28 protein-coding genes are annotated in these 26,216 nt (G+C 69.2%); 15 read left to right on the top strand and 13 right to left on the bottom strand.

Translation table 11 applies throughout. From position 1 onward, the window contains the following. The first annotated feature begins 157 nt into the window (after nucleotides 1–157). Both COA17_RS09345 and COA17_RS20060 read left to right on the top strand, forming a co-directional pair. On the top strand, nucleotides 158–2,470 hold the full coding sequence (locus tag COA17_RS09345) for an FtsK/SpoIIIE family DNA translocase (RefSeq protein WP_096611910.1): 2,313 nt from the start codon (nucleotides 158–160) through the stop codon (nucleotides 2,468–2,470). 107 nt (nucleotides 2,471–2,577) lie between these two features. Beyond that, on the top strand, nucleotides 2,578–2,709 hold the full coding sequence (locus COA17_RS20060) for a hypothetical protein (RefSeq protein ID WP_269450508.1): 132 nt from the start codon (nucleotides 2,578–2,580) through the stop codon (nucleotides 2,707–2,709). 47 nt (nucleotides 2,710–2,756) lie between these two features. Here the strand turns inward: COA17_RS20060 and COA17_RS09340 are convergent, their stop codons facing one another. Next, complete coding sequence (locus COA17_RS09340) at nucleotides 2,757–3,446, bottom strand: dienelactone hydrolase family protein (protein ID WP_096611908.1); 690 nt, start codon at nucleotides 3,444–3,446, stop codon at nucleotides 2,757–2,759. A gap of 141 nt (nucleotides 3,447–3,587) precedes the next feature. On the opposite strand from COA17_RS09340, the gene COA17_RS09335 reads away from it, so the two are divergent. The 6 genes from COA17_RS09335 to COA17_RS09310 are packed head-to-tail and all read left to right on the top strand — an operon-like array spanning nucleotide 3,588 to nucleotide 9,124. Continuing rightward, the gene (locus COA17_RS09335; RefSeq protein WP_066491125.1) at nucleotides 3,588–3,827 is read left to right on the top strand and encodes a DUF6489 family protein; all 240 of its coding nucleotides are present in this window, start codon (nucleotides 3,588–3,590) and stop codon (nucleotides 3,825–3,827) included. Next, nucleotides 3,824–5,101, top strand: a complete 1,278-nt coding sequence (mnmE, locus tag COA17_RS09330) for a tRNA uridine-5-carboxymethylaminomethyl(34) synthesis GTPase MnmE (RefSeq protein ID WP_096611906.1) — start codon at nucleotides 3,824–3,826, stop codon at nucleotides 5,099–5,101. Before COA17_RS09335 ends, mnmE begins: the two co-directional genes overlap by 4 nt. After that, nucleotides 5,102–6,826: a tRNA uridine-5-carboxymethylaminomethyl(34) synthesis enzyme MnmG gene (gene mnmG / locus COA17_RS09325; RefSeq protein WP_096611904.1), complete on the top strand. Its 1,725-nt coding sequence runs from the start codon at nucleotides 5,102–5,104 to the stop codon at nucleotides 6,824–6,826. Continuing rightward, nucleotides 6,823–7,440, top strand: coding sequence for a 16S rRNA (guanine(527)-N(7))-methyltransferase RsmG (gene rsmG, locus COA17_RS09320; RefSeq protein WP_096611902.1), 618 nt, complete (start codon nucleotides 6,823–6,825; stop codon nucleotides 7,438–7,440). The genes mnmG and rsmG overlap by 4 nt, the downstream gene beginning before the upstream one ends. Further along, nucleotides 7,440–8,219: a ParA family protein gene (locus COA17_RS09315; protein WP_066491134.1), complete on the top strand. Its 780-nt coding sequence runs from the start codon at nucleotides 7,440–7,442 to the stop codon at nucleotides 8,217–8,219. The genes rsmG and COA17_RS09315 overlap by 1 nt, the downstream gene beginning before the upstream one ends. Further along, nucleotides 8,216–9,124, top strand: a complete 909-nt coding sequence (locus COA17_RS09310) for a ParB/RepB/Spo0J family partition protein (protein ID WP_066491136.1) — start codon at nucleotides 8,216–8,218, stop codon at nucleotides 9,122–9,124. The genes COA17_RS09315 and COA17_RS09310 overlap by 4 nt, the downstream gene beginning before the upstream one ends. Here COA17_RS09310 and holA read toward each other — a convergent pair. Genes holA through COA17_RS09290 form a run of 4 tightly spaced genes read right to left on the bottom strand, consistent with a single transcriptional unit; the run spans nucleotide 9,121 to nucleotide 13,631 of the window. Further along, nucleotides 9,121–10,131: a DNA polymerase III subunit delta gene (gene holA / locus COA17_RS09305; protein WP_066491138.1), complete on the bottom strand. Its 1,011-nt coding sequence runs from the start codon at nucleotides 10,129–10,131 to the stop codon at nucleotides 9,121–9,123. The genes COA17_RS09310 and holA overlap by 4 nt on opposite strands. Next, nucleotides 10,128–10,679, bottom strand: coding sequence for an LPS assembly lipoprotein LptE (gene lptE, locus COA17_RS09300; protein WP_096611900.1), 552 nt, complete (start codon nucleotides 10,677–10,679; stop codon nucleotides 10,128–10,130). The genes holA and lptE overlap by 4 nt, the downstream gene beginning before the upstream one ends. Further along, a complete protein-coding gene (gene leuS / locus COA17_RS09295; protein ID WP_096612246.1) occupies nucleotides 10,679–13,174 on the bottom strand; it encodes a leucine--tRNA ligase in 2,496 nt (831 codons plus the stop codon). The genes lptE and leuS overlap by 1 nt, the downstream gene beginning before the upstream one ends. A gap of 19 nt (nucleotides 13,175–13,193) precedes the next feature. Beyond that, nucleotides 13,194–13,631, bottom strand: a complete 438-nt coding sequence (locus tag COA17_RS09290) for a DUF3576 domain-containing protein (protein WP_066487970.1) — start codon at nucleotides 13,629–13,631, stop codon at nucleotides 13,194–13,196. A 234-nt stretch (nucleotides 13,632–13,865) separates the two neighbouring features. Here COA17_RS09290 and COA17_RS09285 point away from each other — a divergent pair, with 234 nt between their 5' ends. Then, nucleotides 13,866–14,546 carry a hypothetical protein gene (locus COA17_RS09285; protein ID WP_066487928.1) on the top strand — a complete coding sequence of 227 codons (681 nt, stop codon included), beginning with the start codon at nucleotides 13,866–13,868 and terminating at the stop codon, nucleotides 14,544–14,546. A 15-nt stretch (nucleotides 14,547–14,561) separates the two neighbouring features. Here COA17_RS09285 and COA17_RS09280 read toward each other — a convergent pair whose 3' ends face one another. After that, nucleotides 14,562–15,092 (bottom strand): thiamine phosphate synthase, encoded by a 531-nt coding sequence (locus tag COA17_RS09280; RefSeq protein ID WP_096611898.1) that lies wholly within the window; start codon nucleotides 15,090–15,092, stop codon nucleotides 14,562–14,564. A gap of 22 nt (nucleotides 15,093–15,114) precedes the next feature. On the opposite strand from COA17_RS09280, the gene COA17_RS09275 reads away from it, so the two are divergent. Together COA17_RS09275 and COA17_RS09270 are read left to right on the top strand one after the other, a co-directional pair. Beyond that, nucleotides 15,115–15,774 carry a YggS family pyridoxal phosphate-dependent enzyme gene (locus COA17_RS09275; RefSeq protein ID WP_096611896.1) on the top strand — a complete coding sequence of 220 codons (660 nt, stop codon included), beginning with the start codon at nucleotides 15,115–15,117 and terminating at the stop codon, nucleotides 15,772–15,774. After that, nucleotides 15,771–16,442, top strand: a complete 672-nt coding sequence (locus COA17_RS09270; RefSeq protein WP_096611894.1) for an HAD family hydrolase — start codon at nucleotides 15,771–15,773, stop codon at nucleotides 16,440–16,442. The genes COA17_RS09275 and COA17_RS09270 overlap by 4 nt, the downstream gene beginning before the upstream one ends. On the opposite strand, the gene ribA is transcribed toward COA17_RS09270, so the two are convergent. The 7 genes from ribA to hemE form a co-directional block, all read right to left on the bottom strand. Further along, entirely contained in the window at nucleotides 16,443–17,462 is a 1,020-nt protein-coding gene (gene ribA, locus COA17_RS09265) for a GTP cyclohydrolase II (protein WP_176484863.1), read from the bottom strand. 35 nt (nucleotides 17,463–17,497) lie between these two features. Further along, on the bottom strand, nucleotides 17,498–18,280 hold the full coding sequence (locus COA17_RS09260; protein ID WP_096611890.1) for an exodeoxyribonuclease III: 783 nt from the start codon (nucleotides 18,278–18,280) through the stop codon (nucleotides 17,498–17,500). A 226-nt stretch (nucleotides 18,281–18,506) separates the two neighbouring features. Further along, on the bottom strand, nucleotides 18,507–19,121 hold the full coding sequence (locus tag COA17_RS09255; protein ID WP_096611888.1) for a LolA family protein: 615 nt from the start codon (nucleotides 19,119–19,121) through the stop codon (nucleotides 18,507–18,509). 78 nt (nucleotides 19,122–19,199) lie between these two features. Beyond that, complete coding sequence (locus tag COA17_RS09250) at nucleotides 19,200–19,940, bottom strand: TerC family protein (RefSeq protein WP_096611886.1); 741 nt, start codon at nucleotides 19,938–19,940, stop codon at nucleotides 19,200–19,202. A 204-nt stretch (nucleotides 19,941–20,144) separates the two neighbouring features. Beyond that, nucleotides 20,145–21,401: a transcription termination factor Rho gene (gene rho, locus COA17_RS09245; RefSeq protein ID WP_096611885.1), complete on the bottom strand. Its 1,257-nt coding sequence runs from the start codon at nucleotides 21,399–21,401 to the stop codon at nucleotides 20,145–20,147. Between the two features lie 169 nt (nucleotides 21,402–21,570). Then, nucleotides 21,571–22,026, bottom strand: coding sequence for a CopD family protein (locus COA17_RS09240; protein ID WP_096612244.1), 456 nt, complete (start codon nucleotides 22,024–22,026; stop codon nucleotides 21,571–21,573). Next, nucleotides 22,026–23,048, bottom strand: coding sequence for a uroporphyrinogen decarboxylase (gene hemE, locus COA17_RS09235; RefSeq protein ID WP_096611883.1), 1,023 nt, complete (start codon nucleotides 23,046–23,048; stop codon nucleotides 22,026–22,028). The genes COA17_RS09240 and hemE overlap by 1 nt, the downstream gene beginning before the upstream one ends. 315 nt (nucleotides 23,049–23,363) lie before the next feature. Between hemE and COA17_RS09230 the strand changes: the two genes are divergently transcribed. From COA17_RS09230 to coaE, 4 genes are read left to right on the top strand one after another with little or no spacing between them, the layout of a single operon-like run. Then, nucleotides 23,364–24,197, top strand: a complete 834-nt coding sequence (locus COA17_RS09230) for a pyruvate, water dikinase regulatory protein (protein ID WP_066485092.1) — start codon at nucleotides 23,364–23,366, stop codon at nucleotides 24,195–24,197. Between the two features lie 40 nt (nucleotides 24,198–24,237). Continuing rightward, nucleotides 24,238–24,786, top strand: coding sequence for a Maf family protein (locus COA17_RS19890; RefSeq protein WP_066485106.1), 549 nt, complete (start codon nucleotides 24,238–24,240; stop codon nucleotides 24,784–24,786). Next, complete coding sequence (aroE, locus tag COA17_RS09220; protein ID WP_096611881.1) at nucleotides 24,783–25,595, top strand: shikimate dehydrogenase; 813 nt, start codon at nucleotides 24,783–24,785, stop codon at nucleotides 25,593–25,595. Before COA17_RS19890 ends, aroE begins: the two co-directional genes overlap by 4 nt. Beyond that, nucleotides 25,592–26,209 carry a dephospho-CoA kinase gene (gene coaE, locus COA17_RS09215; protein ID WP_096611879.1) on the top strand — a complete coding sequence of 206 codons (618 nt, stop codon included), beginning with the start codon at nucleotides 25,592–25,594 and terminating at the stop codon, nucleotides 26,207–26,209. Before aroE ends, coaE begins: the two co-directional genes overlap by 4 nt. Nucleotides 26,210–26,216: the final 7 nt, after the last annotated feature.

The following is a 26,216-nucleotide window of genomic DNA, read 5'->3' as shown; positions in this document are numbered from 1 at the left end:
CCAACGTCCCCACGCGGAAGTCGCAGGTCACGGCCACCTGAAGCGGTGTCCCCGCCTCGCGCTCGCGATCCCTCCCCCCACCCGCGCCATCTTGACGTCGGACTCGCGCGCGCGGACAATGGCGGCTGTTTTCTCACATCGTTGCGGGGTTGGGTGGATGGCGAGCCGGGCTGGGGCGCCGCTGTGGCGTGAAACGGTCAAGGCAGGCGCGCTGCGCAGCGGGGCGTTGCTGCTGGCGATCCTGCTGTTCGCGGGCACCGTCGCGATGGCGCTCGCGCTCGCCAGCTATCGGCCGGGCGATGCGGCGTTCAATACCGCGGCGGGCGGGGTGGCCGGCAACTTGCTGGGGGCGCCCGGCGCGTGGTTCGCGGATCTGGCGCTGACGCTGCTCGGCCCGGCGATCGCGCTGCTGCTGCCGATCCCGCCGATCGTCGCGGTGCGACTGTGGCGCGAGCAGCCCGCCGGGGAATGGCCGCGGATGCTGCGTTTCGCGCTGCTGGGCGTCTCGTTGATGGCGGTCGCACTGGGGTGCGTCGCGCCCGGCGCGGTGCCGGCGCTGCCGTTCGGCTGGGGCGGTGCGATCGGGCTGGGCGCCGTGGCGGGCGCGCGCGCCGGGCTGGCGCTGATCGGCGATGCGCAGGTGACGTGGTGGGGCGTCGTCGCGCTCGGCATCGTCGCGGGGATCGCGGGTGCGACCGTCTGGGGCCGCAGCCTGGAGATCGACTTCGCGCGCTTCACCCCGCGCGTGCGCGGCCGGCGCGCCGCGATCGACGGCGACGACGACATCTACGATCTCGACGACGATGACGAGGCGGATAGCGCGCCGTTCGTGCGCACCCCGGCCCCCCGCGCGGTGGCGCAGCCCGACGATCGCCCCGCCCCGACGATCGCCGATCGCAACCTCGCCCCCTCCGCCGCGCGCGCGCGGCCGCAGGCGCAACAGCAGCGGCTCGACCTGCGCGACAGTTTCGCGCTGCCGTCGATCGACCTGTTGACCCCCGCCCCCGCGCCGCAGGGCGCGCCGATCGACAAGGCGGCGCTGGAACGCAACGCCCGCCTGCTCGAAACCGTGCTCGACGATTTCAACGTCAAGGGCACGATCACCGAGGTGCGCCCCGGCCCGGTCGTGACGATGTACGAACTGGAGCCGGCGCCGGGGATCAAGGCCACGCGCGTCATCAGCCTCGCCGATGATATCGCGCGCAACATGTCGGCGATCTCCGCGCGCGTCGCGACGATTCCGGGTCGCACGGTGATCGGCATCGAACTGCCCAATGCCAAGCGCGAGATGGTCGCGCTCCACGAACTGGTCGCCAGCCAGGCGTTCGAGGATCAGGCCGCGCAGCTGCCGGTGATCCTGGGCAAGAATATCGCCGGCGATCCGGTGATCGCCGATCTGGCGCCGATGCCGCACCTGCTGGTTGCGGGCACCACCGGGTCGGGCAAATCGGTGGGCCTCAACTGCATGATCCTGTCGTTGCTGTACCGGCTGACCCCGGACCAGTGCCGGATGATCATGATCGACCCCAAGATGCTCGAACTGAGCATGTACGACGATATCCCGCACCTCCTCTCCCCCGTCGTCACCGATCCGGCCAAGGCGGTGCGCGCGCTCAAATGGGCGGTCGAGACGATGGAGGACCGCTATCGCCAGATGTCGTCGGTCGGCGTGCGCAGCCTCGCCAGCTTCAACGACAAGGTCCGCGCCGCGCGCGCCAAGGGCGCCCCGCTCGGCCGCCGCGTCCAGACCGGCTATGGCGAGAACGGCCAGCCGATCTATGAAGAGGAGCAGCTCGATTACGACGTGCTGCCGCAGATCGTCGTCATCGTCGACGAACTGGCGGACCTGATGATGACCGCCGGCAAGGAAGTGGAATTCCTGATCCAGCGCCTCGCGCAGAAAGCGCGCGCCGCGGGCATCCACCTCATCATGGCGACGCAGCGGCCGTCGGTCGACGTCATCACCGGCGTCATCAAGGCGAACCTGCCGACGCGCATCAGCTTCCACGTCACGTCGAAGATCGATTCGCGCACTATCCTGGGCGAACAGGGCGCCGAACAGCTGCTGGGTCGCGGCGACATGCTCTACATGCCCGGCGGCAAGGGCATCGTGCGCGTCCACGGCCCGTTCGTGTCGGATGACGAGGTACGCGCGGTGACCGATCACTGGCGCGCGCAGGGCCAGCCCGACTATATCGAATCGGTCACCGAGGAGCCGGAACAGAGCTTCGCGCTGGATGGCGCCCCCACCGGCGAGGATTCCGAGGAAGATCAACAATATCGCGCCGCGGTCGCGCTTGTCTGCGGCAGTCAGAAAGCCTCGACCTCATGGCTGCAACGCCAGCTGCGCGTCGGCTACAATTCCGCCGCACGCCTGATCGAGCGGATGGAGAAGGAAGGCGTCGTCAGCCGCCCCGACCATGTCGGCCGCCGCGAAGTGCTGCGCGATACCGACGGGAACCCGGTGTGATGGGACGGGCCGGCGCGTTGAAGAATCGTCGAAACCTGCTATATTAGCGACAGGCCGGGACTTTCCCGGATGAGCGGAAGGCCCGGCTCCTTTGGAGAGGATGGGTCATGACGATCAGAGACATTCCCCACTACAGTGCCGAGGCGGTTGGCATGGTGCTGTTGTTCGCGGTCGCGGTACTGTTCGCGCAGCTGCTCGCGACGGCGTTGATCCGACTGGGCGAGCTGGTGATCGGTTGATCGCGCCGCCGCCCGCCTGATCGCGGGCGGCGGTGGATCGTGGGCGGTCAGCCGATATGTTCGGCGAAGAAGGCGGCGGTCCGCTCGTCCGCCAGCGTCGCCGCTGCGTCCGACCGGCGCTTGCCGAATTCGGTAGCGAAGCCGTGATCCTCGCCCGGATAATCGTGCAGCGTCACCTTGGGGTGATCGTCCAGCCCCGCGTGCATCGCCGCCTGGGTCGCCGCATCGACGAAGCCGTCGTCGCCCGCAATATGCAGCATCAGCGGGTTGGCAATCGCGTGCTTTTCCCCCAGCAACGCGTCGACGCCCACCGCATAATAGCCGACCGAGGCATCCACGTCGGTGCGCGCCGCGGTCATATAGGCCAGCCGCCCGCCCAGGCAGTAACCGACCGCGCCGACCTTCGCGCCGCTTTCCGCGCGGGCATAGCGGATCGTCGCTTCGACATCGCGGATGCCGGCGTCCTGGTCGAAGTCGCCCATGACCGATAGCGCGCGCTGCATTTCGGCATCGACATCCGGGTCCAGTTCGATCCCCGGCTCCATCCGCCAGAACAGGTCGGGCGCGATCGCCAGATAGCCCGCGGCCGCCAGCGTGTCGCACTTGCGGCGGATGCCGGCGTTCACGCCGAAGATTTCCTGGATGACCACGATCGCTCCCCTGGGCGCCCCCGCGGGGTCGGCGCGATAGGCGGGCATCTGCTGTCCGTCGAGCGTGGCGATGGTCACGTCCGTCATATTCGTCGTCTCCCTTGGCATTCCGGCGTCAACGTCCCGCAGCGCATCCGGCCGCATGGCGTTGCGGTGGATGGCGGTTCGCGGGCATAGATCGACCTATGGGTATGGCGCGCGACGGGCGCGCTCAAGGGATCAATGCGCATGAAGGTGACCATCGAGGTCGATTGTACCCCAGAGGAGGCGCGGCGCATGATGGGCCTGCCGGATCTGACGCCGCTGCACGACCGCTATCTGGCGAAGATGCAGGACGCCGTCGAGAACGGCACGATCGGCCCCGAGATCGTCGGCGCGATGCTCAAGAGCTGGGCGCCGATGAACGACGCCGGGATGGATATGTGGCGGTCGCTGTTCGCCGCGAGCACCGGCAAGCCCGCGGGGTGAGCGACACGATCTTCGCGCTGTCGAGCGGCCGCCCGCCCGCCGCGATCGCGGTGCTGCGCATCAGCGGCCCGGCGGCCCGTACCGCGGCGGAGGCGCTCGCCGGGCGCTGCCCCCCGCCCCGCCGCGCCTCGCTGCGCACCGTGCGCGATGCGGCCGGCGCCCCGCTCGATCGCGCGCTGGTCCTCTACTTTCCCGGCCCCGCCACGGCGACCGGCGAGGATCTGGTCGAACTGCATTGCCACGGCGGACGCGCGGTGGTCGCCGCAGTCGAGCATGCGCTGGCGGCGCTCCCGGGGCTGCGCCCGGCCCGCCCCGGTGAATTCACGCGCCGCGCACTGGAGAACGGCCGCATCGACCTGGCGCAGGCGCAGGGGCTGGCCGATCTGCTGGAGGCGGAGACCGAGACGCAGCGCCGCACCGCCCTTGCCGCCGCGGAGGGCGCGGTCGGCCGCGCCGTGGCCGGCTGGCTCGACCGACTGTCTGCTATCGCCGCGCGGGTCGAGGCTCAACTCGACTTCGCCGACGAAGCCGATGTCGAGGATGCCGGCGGTTATGATCCCGCCCCCGCGATCTCCGCGCTGCTCGCCGAGTGGCACGCCACGCTCGCCGCGCCCAGCGTCGAGCGGCTGCGCGACGGTATCCGGGTCGTCATCGCCGGCCCGCCCAATGCCGGCAAGTCGTCACTGTTCAACGCGCTCGTCGATCGCGACGCCGCGATCGTCACCCCGATCGCCGGCACCACGCGGGATATTTTGGAAGCCGCGGTGATGCGCGACGGCATTCCCTACCGCCTCACCGACACCGCCGGATTGGCCGAGGCGACCGATGATGAGGTCGAGCGCATCGGCATCGACCGCGCCGCCGCCGCGATCGCCAGCGCCGATATGCTGCTGTGGATGGGTGCCCCCGCCGTGGCTCCGCGAGGCGCGGTCATCCTCGCCGGGAAAGCGGACCTCCCCGACACGGGCTCTAACGACGCCGACCTTGCCGTATCGGCGCGCCTGCCCGATACGGTGGCGGCGCTATGGGCATTGCTTGCCGATCGCGCACGCATGATGCTGGCGATCGACGGCGATATGGCGCTTCGCCAGAGCCAGCGTGACGCGCTTGCCGATGCCGCCGCCGCGCTTGATCTTGCCGCGAGGACCAGTGACCTGTTGATCGTCGCCGAGCAGTTGCGCGTTGCCACCCGCCCGCTCGCTGGGCTACTTGGTCGGGACGCTACGGAGGCGATGCTGGACGCGCTGTTCGGCCGCTTCTGCCTCGGGAAATAGATGTTCCACGTGAAACAGTTTGATGTGATCGTCGTTGGCGGCGGGCACGCCGGCACGGAGGCGGCTGCCGCTGCCGCCCGCCGCGGCGCGCGCGTGGCGCTGCTCTCGCAGTCCGGCGCGCAGATCGGCACCATGTCGTGCAATCCCTCGATCGGCGGACTGGGCAAAGGCCATCTCGTTCGCGAGGTCGACGCGCTCGACGGACTGATGGCACGCGCCGCCGATGCCGGGGCGATCCATTATCGCATGCTCAACCGGTCGAAGGGGCTAGCCGTCCAGGGGCCGCGCATCCAGGCCGACCGCCGCCGCTATCGCGCGGCCATCCACGACCTGCTCACCGCCACCCCCAACCTTACAATCGTCGAGGGCGAGGCGGCGGCGCTGACGCTTGACCACGATCGCCTGACCGGCGTCCGCCTCGCCGACAACAGCACGATCACGGCACCCGCCGTCGTTCTCGCCACCGGCACTTTCCTCGGCGGCCGCATCTATCGCGGCAGCGAGCGCGAGGCCGGCGGGCGCGTCGGCGAACGCCCGGCGCTCGAACTTGGCGAACAGCTCCGCTCGCTCGGCCTCCCCATGCGCCGCCTCAAGACCGGCACTCCGCCGCGCCTCGACGGTCGCACGATCGACTGGGCGCGGTTGACCCCCCAGCCCTCCGACGACGACCCGTGGCGCATGTCGCCGATGACGTATGGCCCGCGCCTGCCGCAACTGGCCTGCGCGGTGACCCGCACGAACATCGCCACCCATGATATCATCCGCGCCGGGCTGGACAATTCGCCGCTCTTCTCCGGCGCGATCGAGGGTCAGGGACCACGCTATTGCCCGTCGATCGAGGACAAGGTCCACCGTTTCGGCGATCGCGACGGGCATCAGATATTTCTGGAGCCGGAGGGACTCGACGACACCACCGTCTATCCGAACGGCATTTCCACCTCGCTTGCCACCGACGTGCAAATCGCGATGGTCCGCTCAGTCGAGGGGCTGGAGCGCGCGGTCATCACCGTCCCCGGCTATGCGGTCGAATACGATCACCTCGATCCGCGCGCGCTCGACCACCGGCTGGCGCTCGCCGCCCTGCCCGGCCTATTCTGCGCCGGGCAGATCAACGGCACCACGGGCTATGAGGAAGCCGCCGCGCAGGGACTGATCGCCGGGCTCAACGCCGCCGCCGTTGCGCGCGACGACGCGCCCGTCATCTTTGATCGCGCCAGCGCCTATGTCGGCGTGATGATCGACGATCTGGTACTGCAAGGGGTCAGCGAACCCTATCGGATGCTCACCGCTCGCGCCGAATATCGCCTCGCGCTGCGCGCCGACAATGCCGAGACGCGCCTGTCCGCGCTCGGTGAGGCCGCCAACTGTCTTAGCGAGCAACGCCGCGCCCATGTTGCGCGCCGCATGGGGCAACGCGACAACCTGCGCGCCGGCCAGGTGGCGGTATCTGAGGTCGACCCCGACATCGCGCGCGAGGTCGAGGAGGACGCGCGCTACGCCCCCTATCTTGCCCGGCAGGCCGAGGAGATCGACCGGATGCGCCGTGACGGCGCGATTGCCATCCCGACCGGCGCCGCCCTCCACACGATCGCAGGCCTGTCGAACGAGATGATCGAACGCCTGACCACCGCCGCCCCGACGACGCTCGATGAGGCGTCGCGGGTGCGGGGCGTCACCCCCGCAGCGCTCGCTGCGCTGTGGCTGCACGCAAGGAAGTCCGCATGATCGCGAGCGAAGACGACGCCCGCGCCTGGATCGCCGAGCGCCACGGCGCCGCCGCCGTCGATCGGCTTGCCGCCTTCGCCGCGATCGTGGTGGAGGAAACGGCGCGCCAGAACCTTATTTCGCCCTCCACGATCCCGCATATCTGGGTGCGCCACCTGCTCGATTCGGCGCAACTGCTCGCCCATGTCGATGGTGTCGCCGGGGCATGGCTGGACGTAGGCACCGGCGCGGGCTTCCCCGGCATCGTGGTGGCGATGCTGCGGGACGCGCCGACCACATTGGTCGAGCCGCGCGCCAAGCGGGCCAAATTTCTATCGGACAGCGCGGCGGCACTGGGCCTAGATCACGTCACGGTTGTTCAGTCGCGGGTCGAAACGATCCCGGTCGCGCGCTTCGGGGTGATCTCCGCGCGTGCGGTCGCCTCACTCGACGATATCGTCGACATGACCCGTCACGTCCGCGACCAGCGCACGCTTTATATCCTCCCGCGCGGCCGCTCGGGGCGGTCGGACCTTGAAACACTACGGCGTGAGTGGCAGGGATTGTTTCACGTGGAACAGAGTCTCACCGATCCTGAATCGTCGATCATCCTCGGCAAGGGAGTGACCCGCTGATGTTCTGCATCGCCGTGGCCAATCAAAAGGGTGGCGTGGGGAAGACCACCAGCGCCATCAACGTCGCCACCGCGCTGGCCGCGTCCGGGCATCGCGTCCTGCTGATCGATCTCGATCCGCAAGGCAACGCCTCGACCGGGCTAGGCATTGCGCAGGCACAGCGCGGCCGGTCGAGCTATGATGTGCTGATCGAACGCGATGGGTTGGTCCCCGCCGCCGTGCCCACCAGCATCCCCAAGCTCGATATCGTCCCCGCCACCGTCGATCTGTCCGGCGCGGAGATTGAGCTGGTCGAACTCGATCAGCGCACCCACCGCCTGTATCGCGCGATGGAGCTGGCGGAGGATCGCTGGGACATCGTCCTCATTGATTGCCCGCCCTCGCTCGGGTTGCTGACGATCAACGCGATGGTCGCCGCCGATGCCTTGCTGGTGCCGCTGCAATGCGAATTCTTCGCGCTGGAGGGGTTGAGCCAGCTGCTCAACACCGTCGAGCGGATCCGTGCGCGCTTCAACCCGTCGCTGTCGATACTCGGCGTCGCGTTGACCATGTACGATCGCCGCAACCGCCTGACCGATCAGGTATCGAACGACGTGCGCGCGGTGCTGGGCAAGGTGGTGTTCGACACCGTCATCCCGCGTAACGTGCGCCTGTCGGAGGCGCCCAGCCACGGCCTGCCCGCGCTGATCTACGATCATCGCTGCAGCGGGTCGGAGGCCTATATGGCCCTCGCGCGCGAAGTGCTCCAGCGGCTACCGAGAGAGAAGGAAGTAGCATGACCGACGCCCGCCGGAACCGCAGCGGCCTCGGCCGCGGCCTCAACGCGCTGCTCGGCGACGTCGCCCGCGACGAACGCGATACCGCCGCCGACGGCCCGGCGCGCGGCGCGGTGCGGATGATACCGGTCAGCGCGATCGCCCCCCACCCCGGCCAGCCGCGCCGCCATTTCGACGAAGCCGCGCTGGAGGAACTCGCCGCCTCGATCGCCGAGCGCGGCGTGATCCAGCCGATCATCGTCCGCCCCCACGGCCATGATTACCAGATCGTCGCCGGCGAACGCCGCTGGCGCGCGGCGCAGCGCGCGCGTCTCCACGAGGTGCCGGTCGTCGTCCGCGACTATTCCGACAGCGAAACGCTGCAGATCGCTCTTCTGGAGAATATCCAGCGGCAGGATCTCAACGCGATCGAGGAGGCGCAGGCCTATCAGCGGCTGCTCGACGAATTCGGCCACACGCAGGAGGCACTGGCCAAGGCGGTCCACAAATCGCGCAGCCATGTCGCCAACCTGTTGCGATTGCTCGATCTTCCTGCCGAAATCCAGGCCCGCGTCGTGGAGGGGGCGCTGACCATGGGGCACGCCCGCGCGATCCTGGGCGCGGCCGATCCGATGGCGCTCGCCGACCAGGTGGTGGCGCAGGGCCTGTCGGTCCGCCAGACCGAGAAGCTCGCCGCTGACGTCAAGCGCGGCGGCTCCGGCGGTTCGGCACCACGCCGTGCGGGCTTTTCGGATCATGCTACCGGCAGCGCCGATATCGAGGCGCTGGAACGCCAGCTCGCCGACCTTCTCGGGCTGAAGGTGCACATCGCCTTCCATCCCGAAGGCCATGGCTCGATCACGCTCGACTACAGCACGCTCGACCAGCTCGACATGGTCTGCCAGCGGCTGAGCGGGGAGCGGATCTAGCCCACCCGCCGCGCCAGCCGCAGCAGGAAGGCGTCCGCCGCGACGCGCCCCGCCGGCCCCAGCGCGATCGCCTCGCGCTCGGTGCGCCGCGCCGCCGCCTGCGCGGCGACCAGATCGGCCAGCTTCCACTTGCGCACCGCCGCCGCTGTCGCGGCCTCTTCCTTCCAGAAGACGCGGTGGCGCTTCATCACCTGATCGATGCCCTCCCCGCCCTCGACCGCCGCACGCATCTCCGCCAGCGTCACCAGCCGTCGCCCGAGCGCGCGCAGGATCGGGATCGGCGAGGCATCCGCGCCGTTCATCCGCCGAAGCGCCTCGACCAGCACCGCCACCTCGCCCGCGGTCGCCGCCAGCACGATCTCGCCGATCTCGCCCTCCGCAATGTCGGCACCGATCGCGTCCAGCGCCGCTTCATCCGCGTCGGCGGGCCGGTCGGGCGCGGCATCGACGTACAGCGCCAGCTTCTCGACCTCGCGTGCCATCACCGCGCGGTCGCCGTCCGCGGCGCGGACGATCCGCTGCACCGCCGCCGGCGCGATCCGCAGCCCGTGCGTGCGCGCCAGATCGTTGACCACCGCGCCGGCATCGCGCGCGTTCGGCGGATAGCAGGCGAACGCCATCGCGCGATCCGAATCGATCGCGGCCTTCACCAGCTTGCCGGTCGCCTTGACGCTCGAGGCGATCATCACCGCCGGATTGCCCGCCTGCTCCGCCGCCAGCAGCGCCTCGACCGCCTCGACCGATTCCTCCCCCGCCCCGGTCACGCGGATCCAGCGCGCATCGCCGAACAGCGAGATCGCCGCCGCCTCGTCGCTCAACCGTGCCGGATCGCCGCGCAGCGTCGCGCCGTCGAGGTCGACACGCTCCGCCCCCGCGCCCAGCGCCTTGCCCAGCCGCGCGGCGAACGCCATCGCGGTCGATTCGTCGGGACCGTGGAGCAGGTAGAGCCGGATATCCGCCGGCGGCCGGTCGAGCGCAGCCGTCAGCCGCGGCTCGGTCACCTTCATGGCGCGGGCGTACCCGCCGCGGTTCCGGCGGTCGCCCCGGCTGTCGCCTGCGTGCGCCGCGCATACAGCGCCAGCCGCCCGACGATCTGTTCGGCGACCGTGTCCGACAATCGCTCCAGCGCGGTGCTTTCCGCCGCGATCGTCGCATATTCCGAACCGACCACGTCGATTCCCGCATCCGATCCGGCGGTCGCATCGAGCACCACGGTGCCCTTGCCCGCCTCGATCAGCTGGAAGCGCGCGCGGAGCGTCCGCCGCTCGCGCGACACCGCATCGTCGGCGCGCGCGCCAAGGCCGATGATCTGGTCGTCGAGCACGACGTTGAGCCGATAGCGCGCCGCGCCCCCGCCCTGTGCGCCGCCCATCGCACCCAGCCGGTCGCGCAGCGCGTTGGCGACCAGCCAGCCCGCCTTGCCCTGGATCGGCGCCACCTCAATCCCCGACAGCGAGGCGGCGACCGGCCCCGCCGCACCGCCGGCGTACAGCGGCTGCAACGTGCACCCGCCCGCCGCCAGCAGCAACGGCATCAGGAGAAGCGCGCCGCGCATCACAGGACCACGTTGACCAGCCGGTCGGGCACCACGATCACCTTGCGCGGCGCGTTGCCGTCCAGCGCGCGGACGATCTTGTCGACCGCCAGCGCCGCAGCCTCGACCTCGTCCTTGGGCAGCCCCTTCGCCAGCGTCAGCGTCTCGCGCAGCTTGCCGTTGACCTGGATCGCGATCGTCACCTCATCCTCGACCAGCAGCGCCGGGTCGACCGCCGGCCATTCGGTATCGGCGATCAACCCGCCCTGCGCGCGCGCGGCCCAGGCTTCCTCAGCGATATGCGGCACCATCGGCGCCACGAGCCGCATCAGCGTGGCGATCGCGGTGTCGCGCGACGCGGACGGCGCGGCCTTTTCGATCGCGCTGGTCAGTTCGTACAGCTTGGCGACCGCCTTGTTGAACGACAGCGCCTCGATATCCGCGCCGACGCCCGCGATCGTCTGGTGCAGCTTGCGGTCCAGCGCCGCGTCGCTGCCCGTCGCGCCGGAAGCCTCGCCGTCGAACAAGCGCCACAGCCGCTGGACGAAGCGCCACGCGCCCTCGATGCCGTTCTCGCTCCATTCCAGGTCGCGCTCGGGCGGGCTGTCGGAAAGCATGAACCACCGCACCGCATCCGCGCCATACTGATCGACGATCGGCTCGGGATCGACGGTGTTCTTCTTCGACTTGGACATCTTCTCGACGCGGCCGACCGTCACCGCGCCGCCGCCCGCGATCTCCACGCCGTCGCGTACCTCGTCGGGCGCCAGCCAGCGCCCGTCCGCGGCCTTGTACGTCTCGTGCGTCACCATGCCCTGCGTGAACAGCCCGGTGAACGGCTCGGCCAGGTCGATCAGCCCGACATGCCGCAACGCCCGGGTCCAGAAGCGCGCATAGAGCAGGTGCAGGATCGCATGTTCGACCCCGCCGATATATTGCGCCACCGGCAGCCAGCTTTCGGCGACCGAGCGATCGAACGGCCGGTCCTTGGGCTGGCTGGCAAAGCGGATGAAATACCACGACGAATCGGCGAACGTATCGAGCGTGTCGGTATCGCGCAGCGCCTCACCGCCGCAGTGCGGGCACGCCACATGCTTCCACGTCGGGTGCCGGTCGAGCGGATTGCCCGGCACGTCGAAGGTGACGTCATCGGGCAGCGTCACCGGCAATTGCTCGCGCGGCACCGCCACCTCGCCGCACGTCGGGCAGTGGATGATCGGGATCGGCGTGCCCCAGTAACGCTGGCGGCTGACGCCCCAGTCGCGCAGGCGATAGACGGTCGAGCCCTTGCCCCAGCCGCCATCCTCGGCCCGCGCGATCACTGCGCGCTTGGCGTCCTCGACGTCCATCCCGTCCAGGAAGTGCGAATTCACCAGCGTCCCCGGCCCGGTATAGGCCTCCGGCTCGCGGAAGTCGGGGTCGGGCTTGTCGCCGTCCGACACCACGCGGCGGATCGGCAGCGCGTATTTGGTCGCGAAGTCGAAATCGCGCTGGTCGTGCGCGGGCACGCCGAACACCGCGCCGGTGCCGTACTCCATCAGCACGAAGTTCGCGATATACACTGGCAGCTCGCCCGCGCCGAGCGGATGGGTCGCGGTCAGCCCGGTGTCGAACCCCAGCTTTTCCTGCGTTTCCAGTTCGGCGGCGGTGGTTCCGCCTTGCTTACAGCGTTCGATGAACGCCGCCGCGTCCGGGTTGCCCGCCGCCACCGCCTGCGCGATCGGGTGATCGGCGGCGACCGCGACGAAGCTGGCGCCGAACATCGTGTCGGGGCGCGTCGTAAACACCTCGACGCTGCCGCCGTCCGACAGCGCGAAGCGGAATTGCAGCCCCTGGCTCTTGCCGATCCAGTTCTCCTGCATCAGCCGCACCTTGTCCGGCCAATGTTCCAGTGATCCCAGCCCGTCGAGCAATTCATCGGCGAACTGCGTGATCTTCAGGAACCACTGGCTCAGCTTGCGCTTCTCGACCAGCGCGCCGGAGCGCCAGCCGCGCCCGTCGATCACCTGTTCGTTGGCCAGCACGGTCATGTCGACCGGGTCCCAGTTGACCGCCGACTCCTTGCGATAGACGAGGCCGGATTGGTAGAAATCGAGGAACAGCGCCTGTTCGTGGCCGTAATAATCCGGCTCGCACGTCGCCAGCTCGCGCGTCCAGTCCAGCGCGAAGCCCAGCCGTTTGAGCTGCGCCTTCATCGTGCCGATATTGGCGCGCGTCCAGGTGCCGGGATGCACCTTCTTTTCCATCGCGGCATTTTCAGCCGGCATGCCGAAGGCGTCCCAGCCCATCGGGTGCAGCACCTCGTGCCCGGTCATCCGGCGATACCGCGCCAGCACGTCGCCCATCGTATAGTTGCGCACGTGCCCCATGTGGATCTTCCCCGACGGATAGGGGAACATCTCCAGCACATAGGTCTTGGGCCTGGCACTATGGTCGTCGGCGGCGAAGGTGCGCGCCTCGTCCCACACCTGTTGCCAGTGCGCGTCCGCCTTCAGGGCGTTGAAACGGGATGCCATGGTCGCGTGGTCGCCCGCCTCAGCCGGTGATCGCGCCGCGGCGCAGGTCGCGTGCACGGGTCAGAATGATGTCTTCCAGCTTCTGCGTCGTCGCCGCCTCGACCGGGGCGGCCACCCACTGGCCGCCGCGGTTCACCTCGCGCAGCGCGGCGACGCGCACCGCATCGGCGCGCAGGTCCTGGTCCAGGATCGACACGGTCAGCTTCATCCGCTCGGTCGGCAGCTGCGGGTTGACGTACCAGTCGGTGACGATGACGCCGCCGTTGGAATCGGTCTGGACCAGCGGCATGAAGCTCAGCGTGTCCAGCGTGGCGCGCCACAGATAGCTGTTGACGCCGATCGTCGTCACCTTCGACGCGGCGATATCGCCCTGCGGGCGGGCGCCGCGCCCGCCGCCACAGGCGGCCAGGGCAAGAGCGGCACACAGCGCAACCGCGGTACGCGAGGGGCGGAACATCGGCATCGTCCTTCAGGAAATCTCGTCTATGCCTTCGCTAGTACCCGCGCCCTCCGCCCCCCGCAAGCACGCCACATTGTGGACATGATGCAACAGCCTGTCGAAAAGCGTGCCGGCGGCGATGGACAAGGAACCGATTCCTGTTACCCCGCCTTCATGTCGTCCGGTATATGACGCCGGGGCAAAAGGGGATGGGTTCGATTCGTGGCATATGCGCGCCACATCGCTGTTGGAATGACCGCGGCCGCTCTGGTCGCCGCGGTGGCGGCCGTGCCGGCGATCGGCGCGGCTGACACCAGCGTCCGCGCGCCGCGCAAATCGGTGACGACGCCGCGTATCGCCGGTTCCTTCACCCCCTCCGCCGCCGATCCGAAACTGGCCGCGCTGTTCGCGCGCGGCGGGCTGGACGGCGGCGATTTCCACTTCACCCCGTCAGAGGCGCGCAACGGCAACCGCGCGGTCACCGTCGCGGTCCGCGCGCGTTCGGCATCGGCGGGTCGCGACTCGACTCGCTACGCCGCCAGCGCGCCGACCGTCGGCGTGGCGCCGATCGCCTACAACCTGGGCGTCGCCGTCGGGTGGAAGCGGTTCGCGGTGTCGGGCGATCTCGCCAAGGTCGATCTCGGCCCCGTCCCGGGCAGCCGGGAGGCAGGGGACGTCGCGCTCAGCTATTCGGGCAACAAATGGACCGGGCGGATCAGCGCCGGCGCTGATCGCGCGCTGCCGGGCACCGTGCGTGCGGTCAGCGAACCGTCCAGCTATTCGCTGGATGTCGGCGGCAGCTATGCGCTCACCCGCAATATCGATCTGACCGCCGGGATGCGGCTCAAGACCGAACGTGACCGGCTCGCCCGCCTCGACGACGATCGCCGCGACAGCCAGGCGGTCTATGTGGGCACTGCCTTCCGCTTCTGATGTCACGCGTCGGGGCTAGCGGCTCCACGCATCGATCGCGGCATAACCGGCGAATCCCAGCGGCCTGACGCGCCGGAACCGCGTTTCGTCCATCCCACCCAGCGCGATCAGCACGCCGGCGCCGCGCCCCGCCGCCAACCGTGCGCGCAGCGGGCCTTTCGCGCGCGCCCCCGGATGCGATCGTGTCGCGAAAATCGGCGACACGAACAGCACGTCGGCGCCCGCGCGGCGTGCGCGCACCGCCTCCCGGCGATTGTGGACCGACCACGTCACCACGCCGAATGCAACGCTTTGGTGCGTTCCGTCCGCACCCGAAAGCCCGCGTGGGCCGGCCCCCACCACGGTCAGATGCCGTCGCCGCGCCACCCGCACCACCTGCCGGAACAGCGCGCGCCGCTCCCGCACCGGGGTACGATAGTGGCGAAACACCACGCCGCCGCCGCGCGGCAACCGCTCCAGGGCGCGCCACAGCCCCTCCCCCAGCCGTTCGTCGGTCATCAGCCAGCGTGTCGGGATCGGCGTCGGGATGGGGTGGCGGGCGCGCATCCCCGCCCGTATAGCGCCCCCGATGACCCCCGACGACCGTCTGTCCGCGATCCGCGACCGCATCGCCCGCGCCGCGCGCATCGCCCGCCGCGACCCGGCCGAGGCGACGCTGATCGCCGTCTCCAAAACCCATGACGCCGCCGCGATCCGCCCGTTCCTGGCGCTCGGCCAGCGCGATTTCGGCGAGAACCGCGTCCAGGAGGCGCAGGCCAAGTGGCCGGAATTGCGTGATGAATTCCCCGACGCGCGGCTCCACCTGATCGGCCAGCTGCAATCGAACAAGGCCGGTGATGCGGTCGCGATCGCCGATGCGGTCCACAGCGTCGACCGCCCCTCGCTGATCGCCGCGCTGGCGCGCGCGATGGACGCGACCGGCCGCCGCCCCGCCTGTTTCGTCCAGGTCAATATCGGCATGGAGGAGCAGAAGGGCGGCTGCGCGATCGCCGACCTCCCCGCCCTGCTGGCCGAGGCGCGCGCCGCGGCGCTTCCGGTGGCGGGGCTGATGGCGATCCCGCCCGCCGGGCTGGACGCCGCGCCATATTTCGCACTGCTGGCAAAAATCGCGCGCGACGAAGGAGTTACGGGGTTGAGCATGGGCATGTCGGACGATCTGGATACCGCCGTCACGCTGGGCGCGACGCACGTCCGCGTCGGCTCCGCGCTGTTCGGGGCGCGCGCATGACCGCCCCCCGCTTCGCCGCCTTGCTGTTCGATTTCGACGGCGTGCTGATCGAAAGCGAGGCAAGCGGCAACCGCCACATCGCCGGCTATCTCACCGCGATCGGCCACCCGATCAGCGCCAAGGAATCGATGGCGCGCTTCATGGGCCGCTCGGGCGCGGATTTCCTGCGCGAGATGGAAGGCTTCCTGGGCCGCCCCGTCCCCGATGATTTCCACGACGCCCGCGTGACCGAGAACGAACGCTGCCTTGTCGAGGGAATCGAGGAAGTTGCGGGCGCAGTGCGCTTCGTGCGCTCGCTCCCCGCCGACCTGCCGCGCGCGGTCGTCTCGTCCAGCCGGGTGCACTGGATCCGCACCCACCTGGATCATCTGGGCATCGCCGACGTCTTCGGCGACCACCTCTATTCCGGCACCGAGCATGTCGCCAACGGCAAGCCCGCGCCCGATCTCTACTGGCTCGGCGCCGAGCGGCTGGGCGTCCCGATCGAACGCTGCGCGATCATCGAGGACTCGCCCGTCGGCGCGACCGGCGCGGTGGCGAGCGGCGCGTTCGTCATCGGGCTGGTCGCCGGCTCGCATTGCGCGCCCGACCATGCCGACCGACTCCGCGCGATCGGCGTCCATGCGATCGCGCGTGATTTCAACGAGGTAGCGGCGCTGCTCAGCTGACTACAGCTGGTGGCCGGTGCGGTCGCGCTTGGTCGCCAGATAGCGTTCGTTGTGCGGGTTCGGCGGCAGCGAATGCGGGACCCGCTCGGCCACCGCGACCCCGGCCGCCTCCAGTCCGGCGACCTTGGCGGGATTGTTGGTCAGTAGCCGCACCCGCTCCTGCCCCAGCAGCTTCAGCATCCGCGCCGCGACGCCGAAATCGCGCGCATCGATCGCGAAGCCCAGCCGCGTATTGGCGTCGACCGTGTCGAACCCCTGGTCCTGCAACGCATAGGCGCGCAGCTTGTTGACCAGCCCGATGCCGCGCCCTTCCTGACGCAGATACAACAGGATACCCCAACCCGACGCCTTAATCGCGGCGATTGCGGCATCCAGCTGCGGCCCACAATCGCATTTCAGGCTGCCCAGCACGTCCCCCGTCAGGCATTCGCTGTGCAGCCGCACCAGCGGGGCATTGCCGTCGGGCGCGCCGATCACCAGCGCGACATGCTCGTCGGCGCTTTCGGGCGAGCGGAACGCGACGATCTCGGCATCCTCGGCCTGCGCCACCGGCAGACGCGCGCGCACCGCGATCTGCAACCGCACCGCATCCTCGTGCGCGTCGATATCGGCGACGTCGACCGTCACCTCCGGCGCCGCGTCACCATCGATGAAGAACGCCGGCAGCAGCCCCGCGACCCGCGCCAGCCGCAACGCCGCCGCCAGCGCGCGCGGACGATCGACCGGCACGGTACGGAACGGCCCCTTGAGCGGGGTGGCCAGATCGAGCTGGGGATCGGCCAGCGCGGTCGCGGTCGCCATGTCGAACCACGGCGCACGCTCGATCACCACCGGCAGGTCGGGGTCGGCGGCGGCGCGCTGGTTGGTCAGCTTGAGCGTCTCGGCCCGCCCGCTGGAGATCAGCAGCGCATAATCGCCACCGAACACCGCCAGCCGCCCGGCATCGGCAGTCTCGATCGCCAGCATCGTCACCGGCGCCTCGCCCGGGGCCGCGATGGCGATCGGCCAGCCGCGCCGCATCGCGTCGATCGCGCGGGCCGCGGCGCGCGCGTCGCTCACCACGCGAACTCGGTCATGATCGGCACATGGTCCGATGGTCTCAGCCAGCTGCGGCACGCCTCGAACACGGTATGGGCGGTCGCGGTCTTCGCCACGTCGCCCGTCGCCCACATATGGTCCAGCCGCCGCCCGCGGTCGTTCTTGGTCCAGTCGGGTGACCGATAGCTCCACCAGGTATGAAGCCGCGCCGGCGCGGGGTGGAAATGCCGCCCCAGGTCGACCCAGTCGTTCGATGCCTTCAACCGGTCGAGCGCCTCGACCTCGATCGGGGTATGGCTGACCACCTTCAACAGCGCCTTGTGGCTCCACACGTCGCTGGGCAGCGGGGCGATGTTGAAATCGCCGGTCAGGATCGTCGGGCAGTCGAGCGTTTCGGACCAGCGCGTCATCCGCTCGACAAAATCCAGCTTCTGCCCGAATTTCGGGTTCACCTCGCGGTCGGGGACGTCACCGCCGGCGGGGACATAGACATTCTCCAGCCGCACCCCGCCCGCCAACCGCACCCCCAGGTGCCGCGCCTCGCGATTCGCCTGCCAGTCGAGCCGGTCGTCGGCCTCCACGGGCACGCGGCTGACGATCGCGACGCCGTGGTGCATCCGCTGGCCGTGCAACAGGACGTGATCGTAACCGAGCGCATGGAAGGCCGCGACCGGGAAGTCGGCATCCACGACCTTGGTTTCCTGAAGGCACAGCACATCGGGCTGCACCTCGCGCAGGAACTGCTCGACGATGTCGAGGCGGAAACGGACCGAGTTGATGTTCCAGGAGACGATCTTCACGCCGCGATGGTTAGACCGGGGACGGTTCATCGACAAGCCGTGTGCCCGGCATGGAAAGGCCCTCGCTCCGGGGGCAAGGAGCGAGGGCCGACCTGGCGTTCGTCACGCAGGCGGGAAGCGGGGGGGTCGGGCAACAGGGGGAAAATCCCGAAACGGCCCCGCGACCGCACGCTGCTTTTAGGTAAGTGCAGCTGTCGCCCCGATGAACGGAATTGGCAGTAACCGTTCAGCCGGCGCGCCCTTGCCGCCGCGGATCGGTCCACCGGAACGCCGCGTCGTCGACCGGCACGTTGAACTTCTGGTCGCTCAGCCGGATCGTCGTGCGGTTGCCCTGACTGTCCAGCGCGACCCACCCCTGCAGCATCAGCCCCGCCGGCGCGCTTGCCTGCCGCGCGAACACCAAGGTGATCCGCCCATATTGCGGACGGCCGGGGTCATAGGCTTCGACCGACACCACACCCGGCGCGTTAGACGGCACGATCTTGGCAAAGCGCGTGATGTCGCGTTTCGGGTCGAGCAGCACGCCCAGCGGTGAATTGCCGATCGGCCAGCGCTGCACCTGCCGCACCGAATAATCGATGAAGGTCAACGCCTTGCCGTCACCGACGATCAGCAACGGCACACCCTTTTGATACTGGAAGCGGATCTTGCCCGGCTTCTTGAGCGTCAGCGTGCCGGTCAGCACCTGGCCGTTGCGATCGGTCTGGCTGAACGCGGCGGTCATCGATTCGACGCCCGACAGGTGCCGCTGCACCGCGGCCAGATCGGGATTGGTCTGCGCCGTGGCGGCGGGGGCGACGATCACCGTCGCCGCCGCCAGCGGCAGGAGGAACTTCGACATGCGGTCTCCGACTATTACCGGCCCGAGTGATACGGGCACCGCGTTGAACGCGCACTGAACCCGCGAATGTCCGCCCGTTCAGCTGAACAGCGTGACCAGCCCCGGCGTCGTCTCGGCACCCACCCAGCCTTCGTAGATCATGCGGAACGCGACGAAGACGATCACGGCAAGGCCGACATAGGCGATCCAGCGATAGCGATTGATGATCCGCGCGATGAAATTGGCTGCCAGCCCCATCAGCGCCACCGACAGCAGCAGGCCGATCACCAGAATGCCGGGATGTTCGCGCGCCGCGCCTGCCACCGCCAGCACGTTGTCGAGGCTCATCGACACGTCGGCGACCGCGACCGCCCAGGCGGCGGCGGCGAAGCTCTTCGCCGGCTTCAGCCCCGAGGATTCGTCGCCGGCGATCTCCGCCGACCCCTCGTTATGTGCGCCCGCGCGAATCTCGCGCCAGAATTTCCAGCTGACCCATAGCAGCAGCAGCCCCCCGGCGAAGATCAGCCCGACGATCCCCATCAGCCAGGTGACGATCAGCGCGAACAGGATGCGCAGCACCAGTGCTGCGCCGATGCCGATCAGAATCACCTTGCGCCGCTGGTCGGACGGCAGACCCGCCGCCAGCGCACCGACGACGATCGCATTGTCGCCCGCCAGCACCAGATCGATCATCAGCACCGACCCAAACGCCGCCAGCGCGGCGGGATCGGACAGGTTCGAGAAATCGGCGACGATATGCTGCCAGATGTCGCCCAGCGATCCCGGCCCCTGAATGGGCGCGGCAGCAGCGGCAGCGGCAAGCGTGGCGATGAGGCTCAAGAACGTGACTCCCGACGTCGAACGGCTTCAATGATGCGGGCCGGCATAACGTTCCGGGCGTGGAATGCTACCGCTGGAGCAGCGCGAACGCACCGCCCCACGGTGCCGCGGGCGAAGCCCGCGTCGTCGATCGGGTGCGCCATACGGCGCACCCGCCGGCCGGACCGATGCGGCCTGCGCCAGCATGGCGCCGGCTGCATCCGATCACTGGTTCATCGAATCGAAGAAATCCTCGTTGGTCTTCGAATCCTTCATCTTGCCAAGCAGGAATTCCATCGCGTCGACGGTGCCCATCTGCATCAGGATGCGGCGCAGCACCCACATCTTGGACAGCTGCCCCTTCTCGACCAGCAATTCTTCCTTGCGGGTGCCCGACTTGCCCACGTCGATCGCCGGGAAGATGCGCTTGTCCGCCACCTTGCGGTCCAGCACGATCTCGGCGTTGCCGGTGCCCTTGAACTCTTCGAAGATCACCTCGTCCATGCGGCTGCCGGTGTCGATCAGCGACGTGGAGATGATCGTCAGCGACCCGCCTTCCTCGATGTTGCGCGCCGCGCCGAAGAAGCGCTTCGGCCGCTGCAGCGCATTGGCGTCGACGCCGCCGGTCAGCACCTTGCCCGACGACGGGACGACGGTGTTGTAGGCGCGGCCCAGACGGGTGATGTTGTCGAGCAGGATCACCACGTCCTTCTTGTGCTCGACCAGCCGCTTGGCCTTCTCGATCACCATTTCGGCGACCTGGACGTGGCGCGTCGCCGGTTCGTCGAAGGTGGACGACACCACCTCGCCGTTCACCGTGCGCTGCATGTCGGTGACTTCCTCGGGCCGCTCGTCGATCAGCAGGACGATCAGGAACACCTCGGGGTGGTTCGCACTGATCGCCTTGGCGATATTCTGCATCATGATCGTCTTGCCGACGCGCGGCGGGGCGACGATCAGGCAGCGCTGGCCCTTGCCGATCGGGGCGACGACGTCGAGCACGCGGCCCGACTTGTCCTTGATCGTGGGATCCTCGATTTCCATCTTCAGCCGCTGATCGGGATAAAGCGGCGTCAGGTTGTCGAAGTTGACGCGGTGGCGAACCCGGTCGGGGTCCTCGAAATTCACGCTGGTGAGGCGGGTCAGCGCAAAATAGCGTTCGCCGTCCTTCGGCCCGCGGATCTCGCCCTCGACAGTGTCGCCGGTGCGCAGCCCGTGCTTACGCACCTGGTTGGGGCTGACATAGATATCGTCCGGCCCGGCCAGATAATTCGCCTGCGCCGACCGCAGGAAGCCGAAGCCGTCGGCCAGCACCTCGATCGTGCCCTCGCCCATGATCTGCTCGCCGTTCTCGGCCTGCACCTTCAGGATGGCGAACATCAGGTCCTGCTTGCGCAGCGTCGAGGCGCCCTCGACACCGAGTTCCTCGGCCAGCTGCACCAGCTCGGCCGGCGCCTTCTTCTTCAGGTCTTTCAGATGCATCTACGGGTGTCCGATATGATCGGGGTGTCAGGGGAAGCTCGGCCGGCGATGGAGAACGCTCGAGAAACGAAGCTGTAGAGGAGGCGACGCGCCGGGGACCCGTCTGCGCCGTGGGCGCGACGTAGGATTCGCGCCTCCCTTAGTCAAGCGCCTTGGTCGCCCCGGCCCCTCAGAACGGCTTCACGATCACCAGTACGACGATCAGCACCGCGCCGATCGCGGGCACCTCGTTCAGCATCCGCAGCGTGCGGTTGGCGACGGTGGCCTGCCCGCGCGCCAGCTTCTTGGCATAGCCGACCGCCCAGCCGTGATACGCCGACAGCAGCAGCACCAGCGCCAGCTTGGCATGGAGCCATCCCAGCCCGGGCACGCCGTCCGCAATCCCCGCGTTGAACGCCAGCGCGAGGCCCAGCACCCACGCGACGATCATCGCCGGCGTCAGGATGATGTGGCGCAGCTTGGTCTCGCGATCGACCCACCGCGCCGCCTCGGCCGGATCGCCCATCCCTTCCTGATGATAGACCAGATAGCGCGGCAGCATGAACAGCCCCGCCATCCAGAAGATCACGAAGATCACATGCGCGGCCTTCACCCAGTCATAGGTGGCGCCCAGGAAACCGGCCATCATTCCTCACCCCTTACCCGCGCCAGCAGGCGCTCGACATGCGCGATCGGGGTATGCTGCCCGATCCCGTGGCCCAGATTGAAGACGTGTGGCCGTTCCGGGAACGCCGCCAGCACGCGGTCGATCCCGCGGTCCAGCGCCTCGCCCCCGGCCAGCAGCGCCAGCGGATCGAGATTGCCCTGCACCGGCAGCCCGGTGGGCAGGACGGCATCGGCCCAGGCGGGGTCGACCGTCTCGTCCAGCCCGATCGCGTCGACCCCGGTCCCGGCGGCATAGGCGGGCAGCTTGCCCCCCGCCCCTTTCGGAAAGCCGATCACCGGTACGCCCGGGCAGCGCGCGCGCAGCCCCTCGACGATGCGGCGGTTGGGCGCGACCACCCAGCGGTCGAACTGGTCGGGCGACAGGCTGCCCGCCCAGCTGTCGAACAGCTGCACCGCCTCCACCCCCGCGGCGATCTGCGCCGCCAGATAGTCGATCGTCATCGCCACGATCGCATCGACGATCGCGTCGAACGCGGCGGGATCGCGATAGGCGAGCGTCCGCGTCACCTCCTGGTCGCGGCTGCCCTGCCCGGCGACCATATAGGTCGCGACGGTCCACGGCGATCCGGCGAACCCCAGGAAGGTGACGCCCGCGGGCAGCTGGGCCGCGACGCCGCGCACGGTGGCATAGACCGGGTCGAGCCGCTCCGGCACTGCTGCGAGCGTCGCCAACGCATGATCGACCAGCGCAGGGACCAGCCGCGGGCCCTCACCGGCACCGAACGACAGGTCCTGGCCCAGCGCCCACGGCACCATCAGGATGTCGGAGAACAGGATCGCCCCGTCGAAGCCGAAACGGCGGATCGGCTGCATCGTCACCTCGGCCGCGGCGACCGGATCGGTGGCGAGCGCCAGGAAGCCGCCCTTCTCCGCCCGCAGTGCGCGATATTCCGGCAGATACCGTCCCGCCTGTCGCATCAGCCACATCGGGGGGCGGGCCTGACGATGGCCCTTCAGGACGCTGAGCAGCGGCTTGTCCACGATCGGCGACCGTTCCTTCTTCCTATTAAGAGATTCTTAAAGGGATTGTTGATGATGATGGCGGGTGAGTTGCGGGGCTTATGCGTTCGCCCCGGAAATGCCAACAGCTTGACGCGGGGGTCGCCCTCGCGAAGCGGCGGATTCGGCGCCGGTTGTCCCCGTTATCCACAGGCTGTGGACGATATGCCGGGCTGGGGAAGGGATTGTGGATGGAATCGCCTTCATCCACGGTCTGATCGCTCGCTTGGCCGCGCGGCGAAGTTGCGCTAGCGCCTGTCCCCATGTTGTCCACAGATCGGCCCCGCTGACCCGCTGATGGTCCGGCTTCACCTCCATCTCCTCTCGGATTCGACCGGCGAGACGCTGGAGAACATCGCCAAGGCGGCGCTGGCGCAATATGACGATGTCGAGACGGTGCGCCATTTCTGGCCGATGGTGCGCACCGAAATGCACCTCGACCGCATCCTACAGGAAATCGCGCAGAACCCCGGCCTCGTCATCTTCACGCTGGTGAACCCGGTGACGCGCGCGGCGCTGGAAAACCGCTGCCGCGCCTTGGGCCTGCCGACGGTCGCGCCGCTCGATCCCGTCAACGATGCGCTGTCGATGCTGCTCGGTCAGCAGGCGAAGGCGCGCCCGGGGCGTCAGCACGTACTGGACGCCGCCTATTTTGCGCGCGTCGATGCGATCCAGTTCACGATCGCGCACGATGACGGAATCGCGCACGAGGATTGGGAGGAAGCCGATATCGTGCTGGCGGGGGTCAGCCGCTCGTCGAAGACGCCGACCTCGATCTATCTCGCCAACCGGGGCTTCAAGACCGCGAACATCCCGATCGTCGTCGAAAGCCCGCCGCCGCGCTTCCTGTTCGAGCTCAAGAACCCGCTGGTCGTCGGGCTGACCACCAGCGCCGACCGGCTGATCCAGGTGCGGCGCAACCGCCTGCTGTCACTCAACCAGGCGGCGCAGACCGATTATGTCGATCAGGATGCGGTCACGCGCGAGATCGCATTCGCGCGGCGGATGTTCGCCGACAACGGCTGGCCGGTGATCGACGTCACGCGCCGGTCGATCGAGGAGACCGCCGCCGCGATCATCGCGCTGGTCAACGAACGCCGCGGGCAGGCGCCGCGCGCCACGGGAGAATGACGTGCTGATCCTGGCGTCCCAGAGCGCGTCGCGCACCGCGATGTTGTCCGCCGCGGGCGTGCCCTTCACCGCCGAACCCGCGCACGCCGACGAAGCGGCGCTGAAGGCGGCAATGGCCGGTGCCCATCCGCGCGAGGTGGCCGATGCGCTGGCCGAGCTGAAGGCGCTCAAGGTATCGGCGCGCCACCCCGGCCGGCTGGTGCTGGGGTCGGACAGCCTGGCCGTGCTCGCCGACGGCACGATTCTCGACAAGCCGACCAGCCGCGCGGAGGCGCGCGAGCACCTGCGCCGCATGTCCGGCGTGCGCCACGATCTCGTCAGCGCGGCGGTGGTCGCGGAGAACGGCCAGCCGGTGTGGCGCGTGGTGGATAAGGCGAAGATGTTCGTCCGCCCGCTGTCCGATGCCTTCATCGACGTCTATCTCGATGCCGAATGGCCCGCGATCGCCGGCTGCGTCGGCTGCTACCGGATCGAGGGGCCGGGTGCGCAATTGTTCGCGCGAATCGACGGCAGCCAGTTCACCGTGCTGGGGATGCCGCTGCTCCCGGTGCTCGACTATCTGCGCGTGCGAAAGGTGCTGCCGGCGTGACCCAAGCCTATGCCGAGGTGATCGGCGATCCTATCGCGCATTCCAAATCGCCGCTGATCCATGGTTTCTGGCTCGAACAGCTCGGGATCGCCGCCGATTATCGCGCCACCCGCGTCGCGCCCGAGGATCTGTCGCGCTTCTTCGCCGATCGCGCCGCCGATCCGGCGTGGCGCGGTTGCAACGTCACCGTGCCCCATAAGGTCGCGGCGCTCGATCACGTGCCCGATCCGGGCGACCTTCGCGCGTCGATCGGTGCGATCAACACCGTGTTTCGTGACGAGAGCGGCGCGTTGGTCGGCACCAATACCGATGCGGCGGGCTTCGTCTCGCCGATCGCGGGGCTGGACCTGGCGGGTCAGCCGGTGGCGGTGGTCGGCGCTGGCGGCGCGGCGCGCGCGGTGCTGTTCGCGCTGGCGCGGCTCGGCGTCGGGCGTGTCACCTTGCTCAATCGTACCCCGCTGAAGGGCGCCGCGCTGCTCGCGCAGTTCGGTCTGAAGGGCGATGCGCTGCCGCTGACCGCGCGGCTGCCGGCGGCGACGCTGCTGGTCAACACCAGCGCGCTGGGCATGACCGGTCAGCCGCCGCTCGACCTCGACCTGTCGCCGCTGCCGGACGAGGCGGTGGTCTATGACATCGTCTACGCCCCGCTGGAGACGCCGCTGCTGGCCGCGGCGGCGGCGCGCGGGCTGGACACGGTCGACGGACTGGAGATGCTGGTCGGGCAGGCCGCGCTGGCGTTCGAACTGTTCTTCGGCGCCGCCCCCCCGCGTGAGCATGACGAGGAATTGCGCGAACGGCTGCTGGCATGACCGGGTATGCCCTTCCCCGGCCCGTTCTCCTGGGCCTCACCGGATCGATCGGCATGGGCAAGTCGACCGTGGCGCAGATGTTCGCCGACGAAGGCGTGCCGGTGTTCGACGCCGACGCCGCGGTCCACCGGCTGCAGGGGCCGGGCGGCGCGATCGTGGCCGCGATCGAGGCGCGCTTTCCCGGCACCACCGGCGCGAACGGCGTCGATCGCATCGCGCTGGGCGCGGCGGTGCTGGGCGACGATGCGGCGATGAAGGCGCTGGAGGCGATCGTCCATCCCGCAGTCGGGGCGGAGCGCGCCGCCTTCCTGTCGCGCCACGCCGCCGCGCCGCTGGTCGTGTTCGACGTGCCGCTGTTGTTCGAAACCGGCGGCGACCGGGCCATGGACAAGGTGGCGGTCGTTTCCGCCGCGCCGGACGTGCAGCGTGCCCGCACGCTGGCGCGCCCTGGCATGACCGCCGCGAAGTTCGACGCGATCCTGGCGCGCCAGCTGCCGGATGCGGACAAGCGCGCGCGGGCCGACTGGGTGATCCCCACCGACGTGCCGCTCGATGAAACGCGTGCGGCGGTCCGGCGCGTCATCGCTTGCGTGCAGCGCGGCGAGGGCGGATAACGATCCG

Source organism: Sphingomonas ginsenosidimutans (assembly GCF_002374835.1).
In the GTDB taxonomy this organism is placed as follows: domain Bacteria; phylum Pseudomonadota; class Alphaproteobacteria; order Sphingomonadales; family Sphingomonadaceae; genus Sphingomonas; species Sphingomonas ginsenosidimutans.
This window is presented reverse-complemented; position numbering and strand designations above follow the sequence as displayed.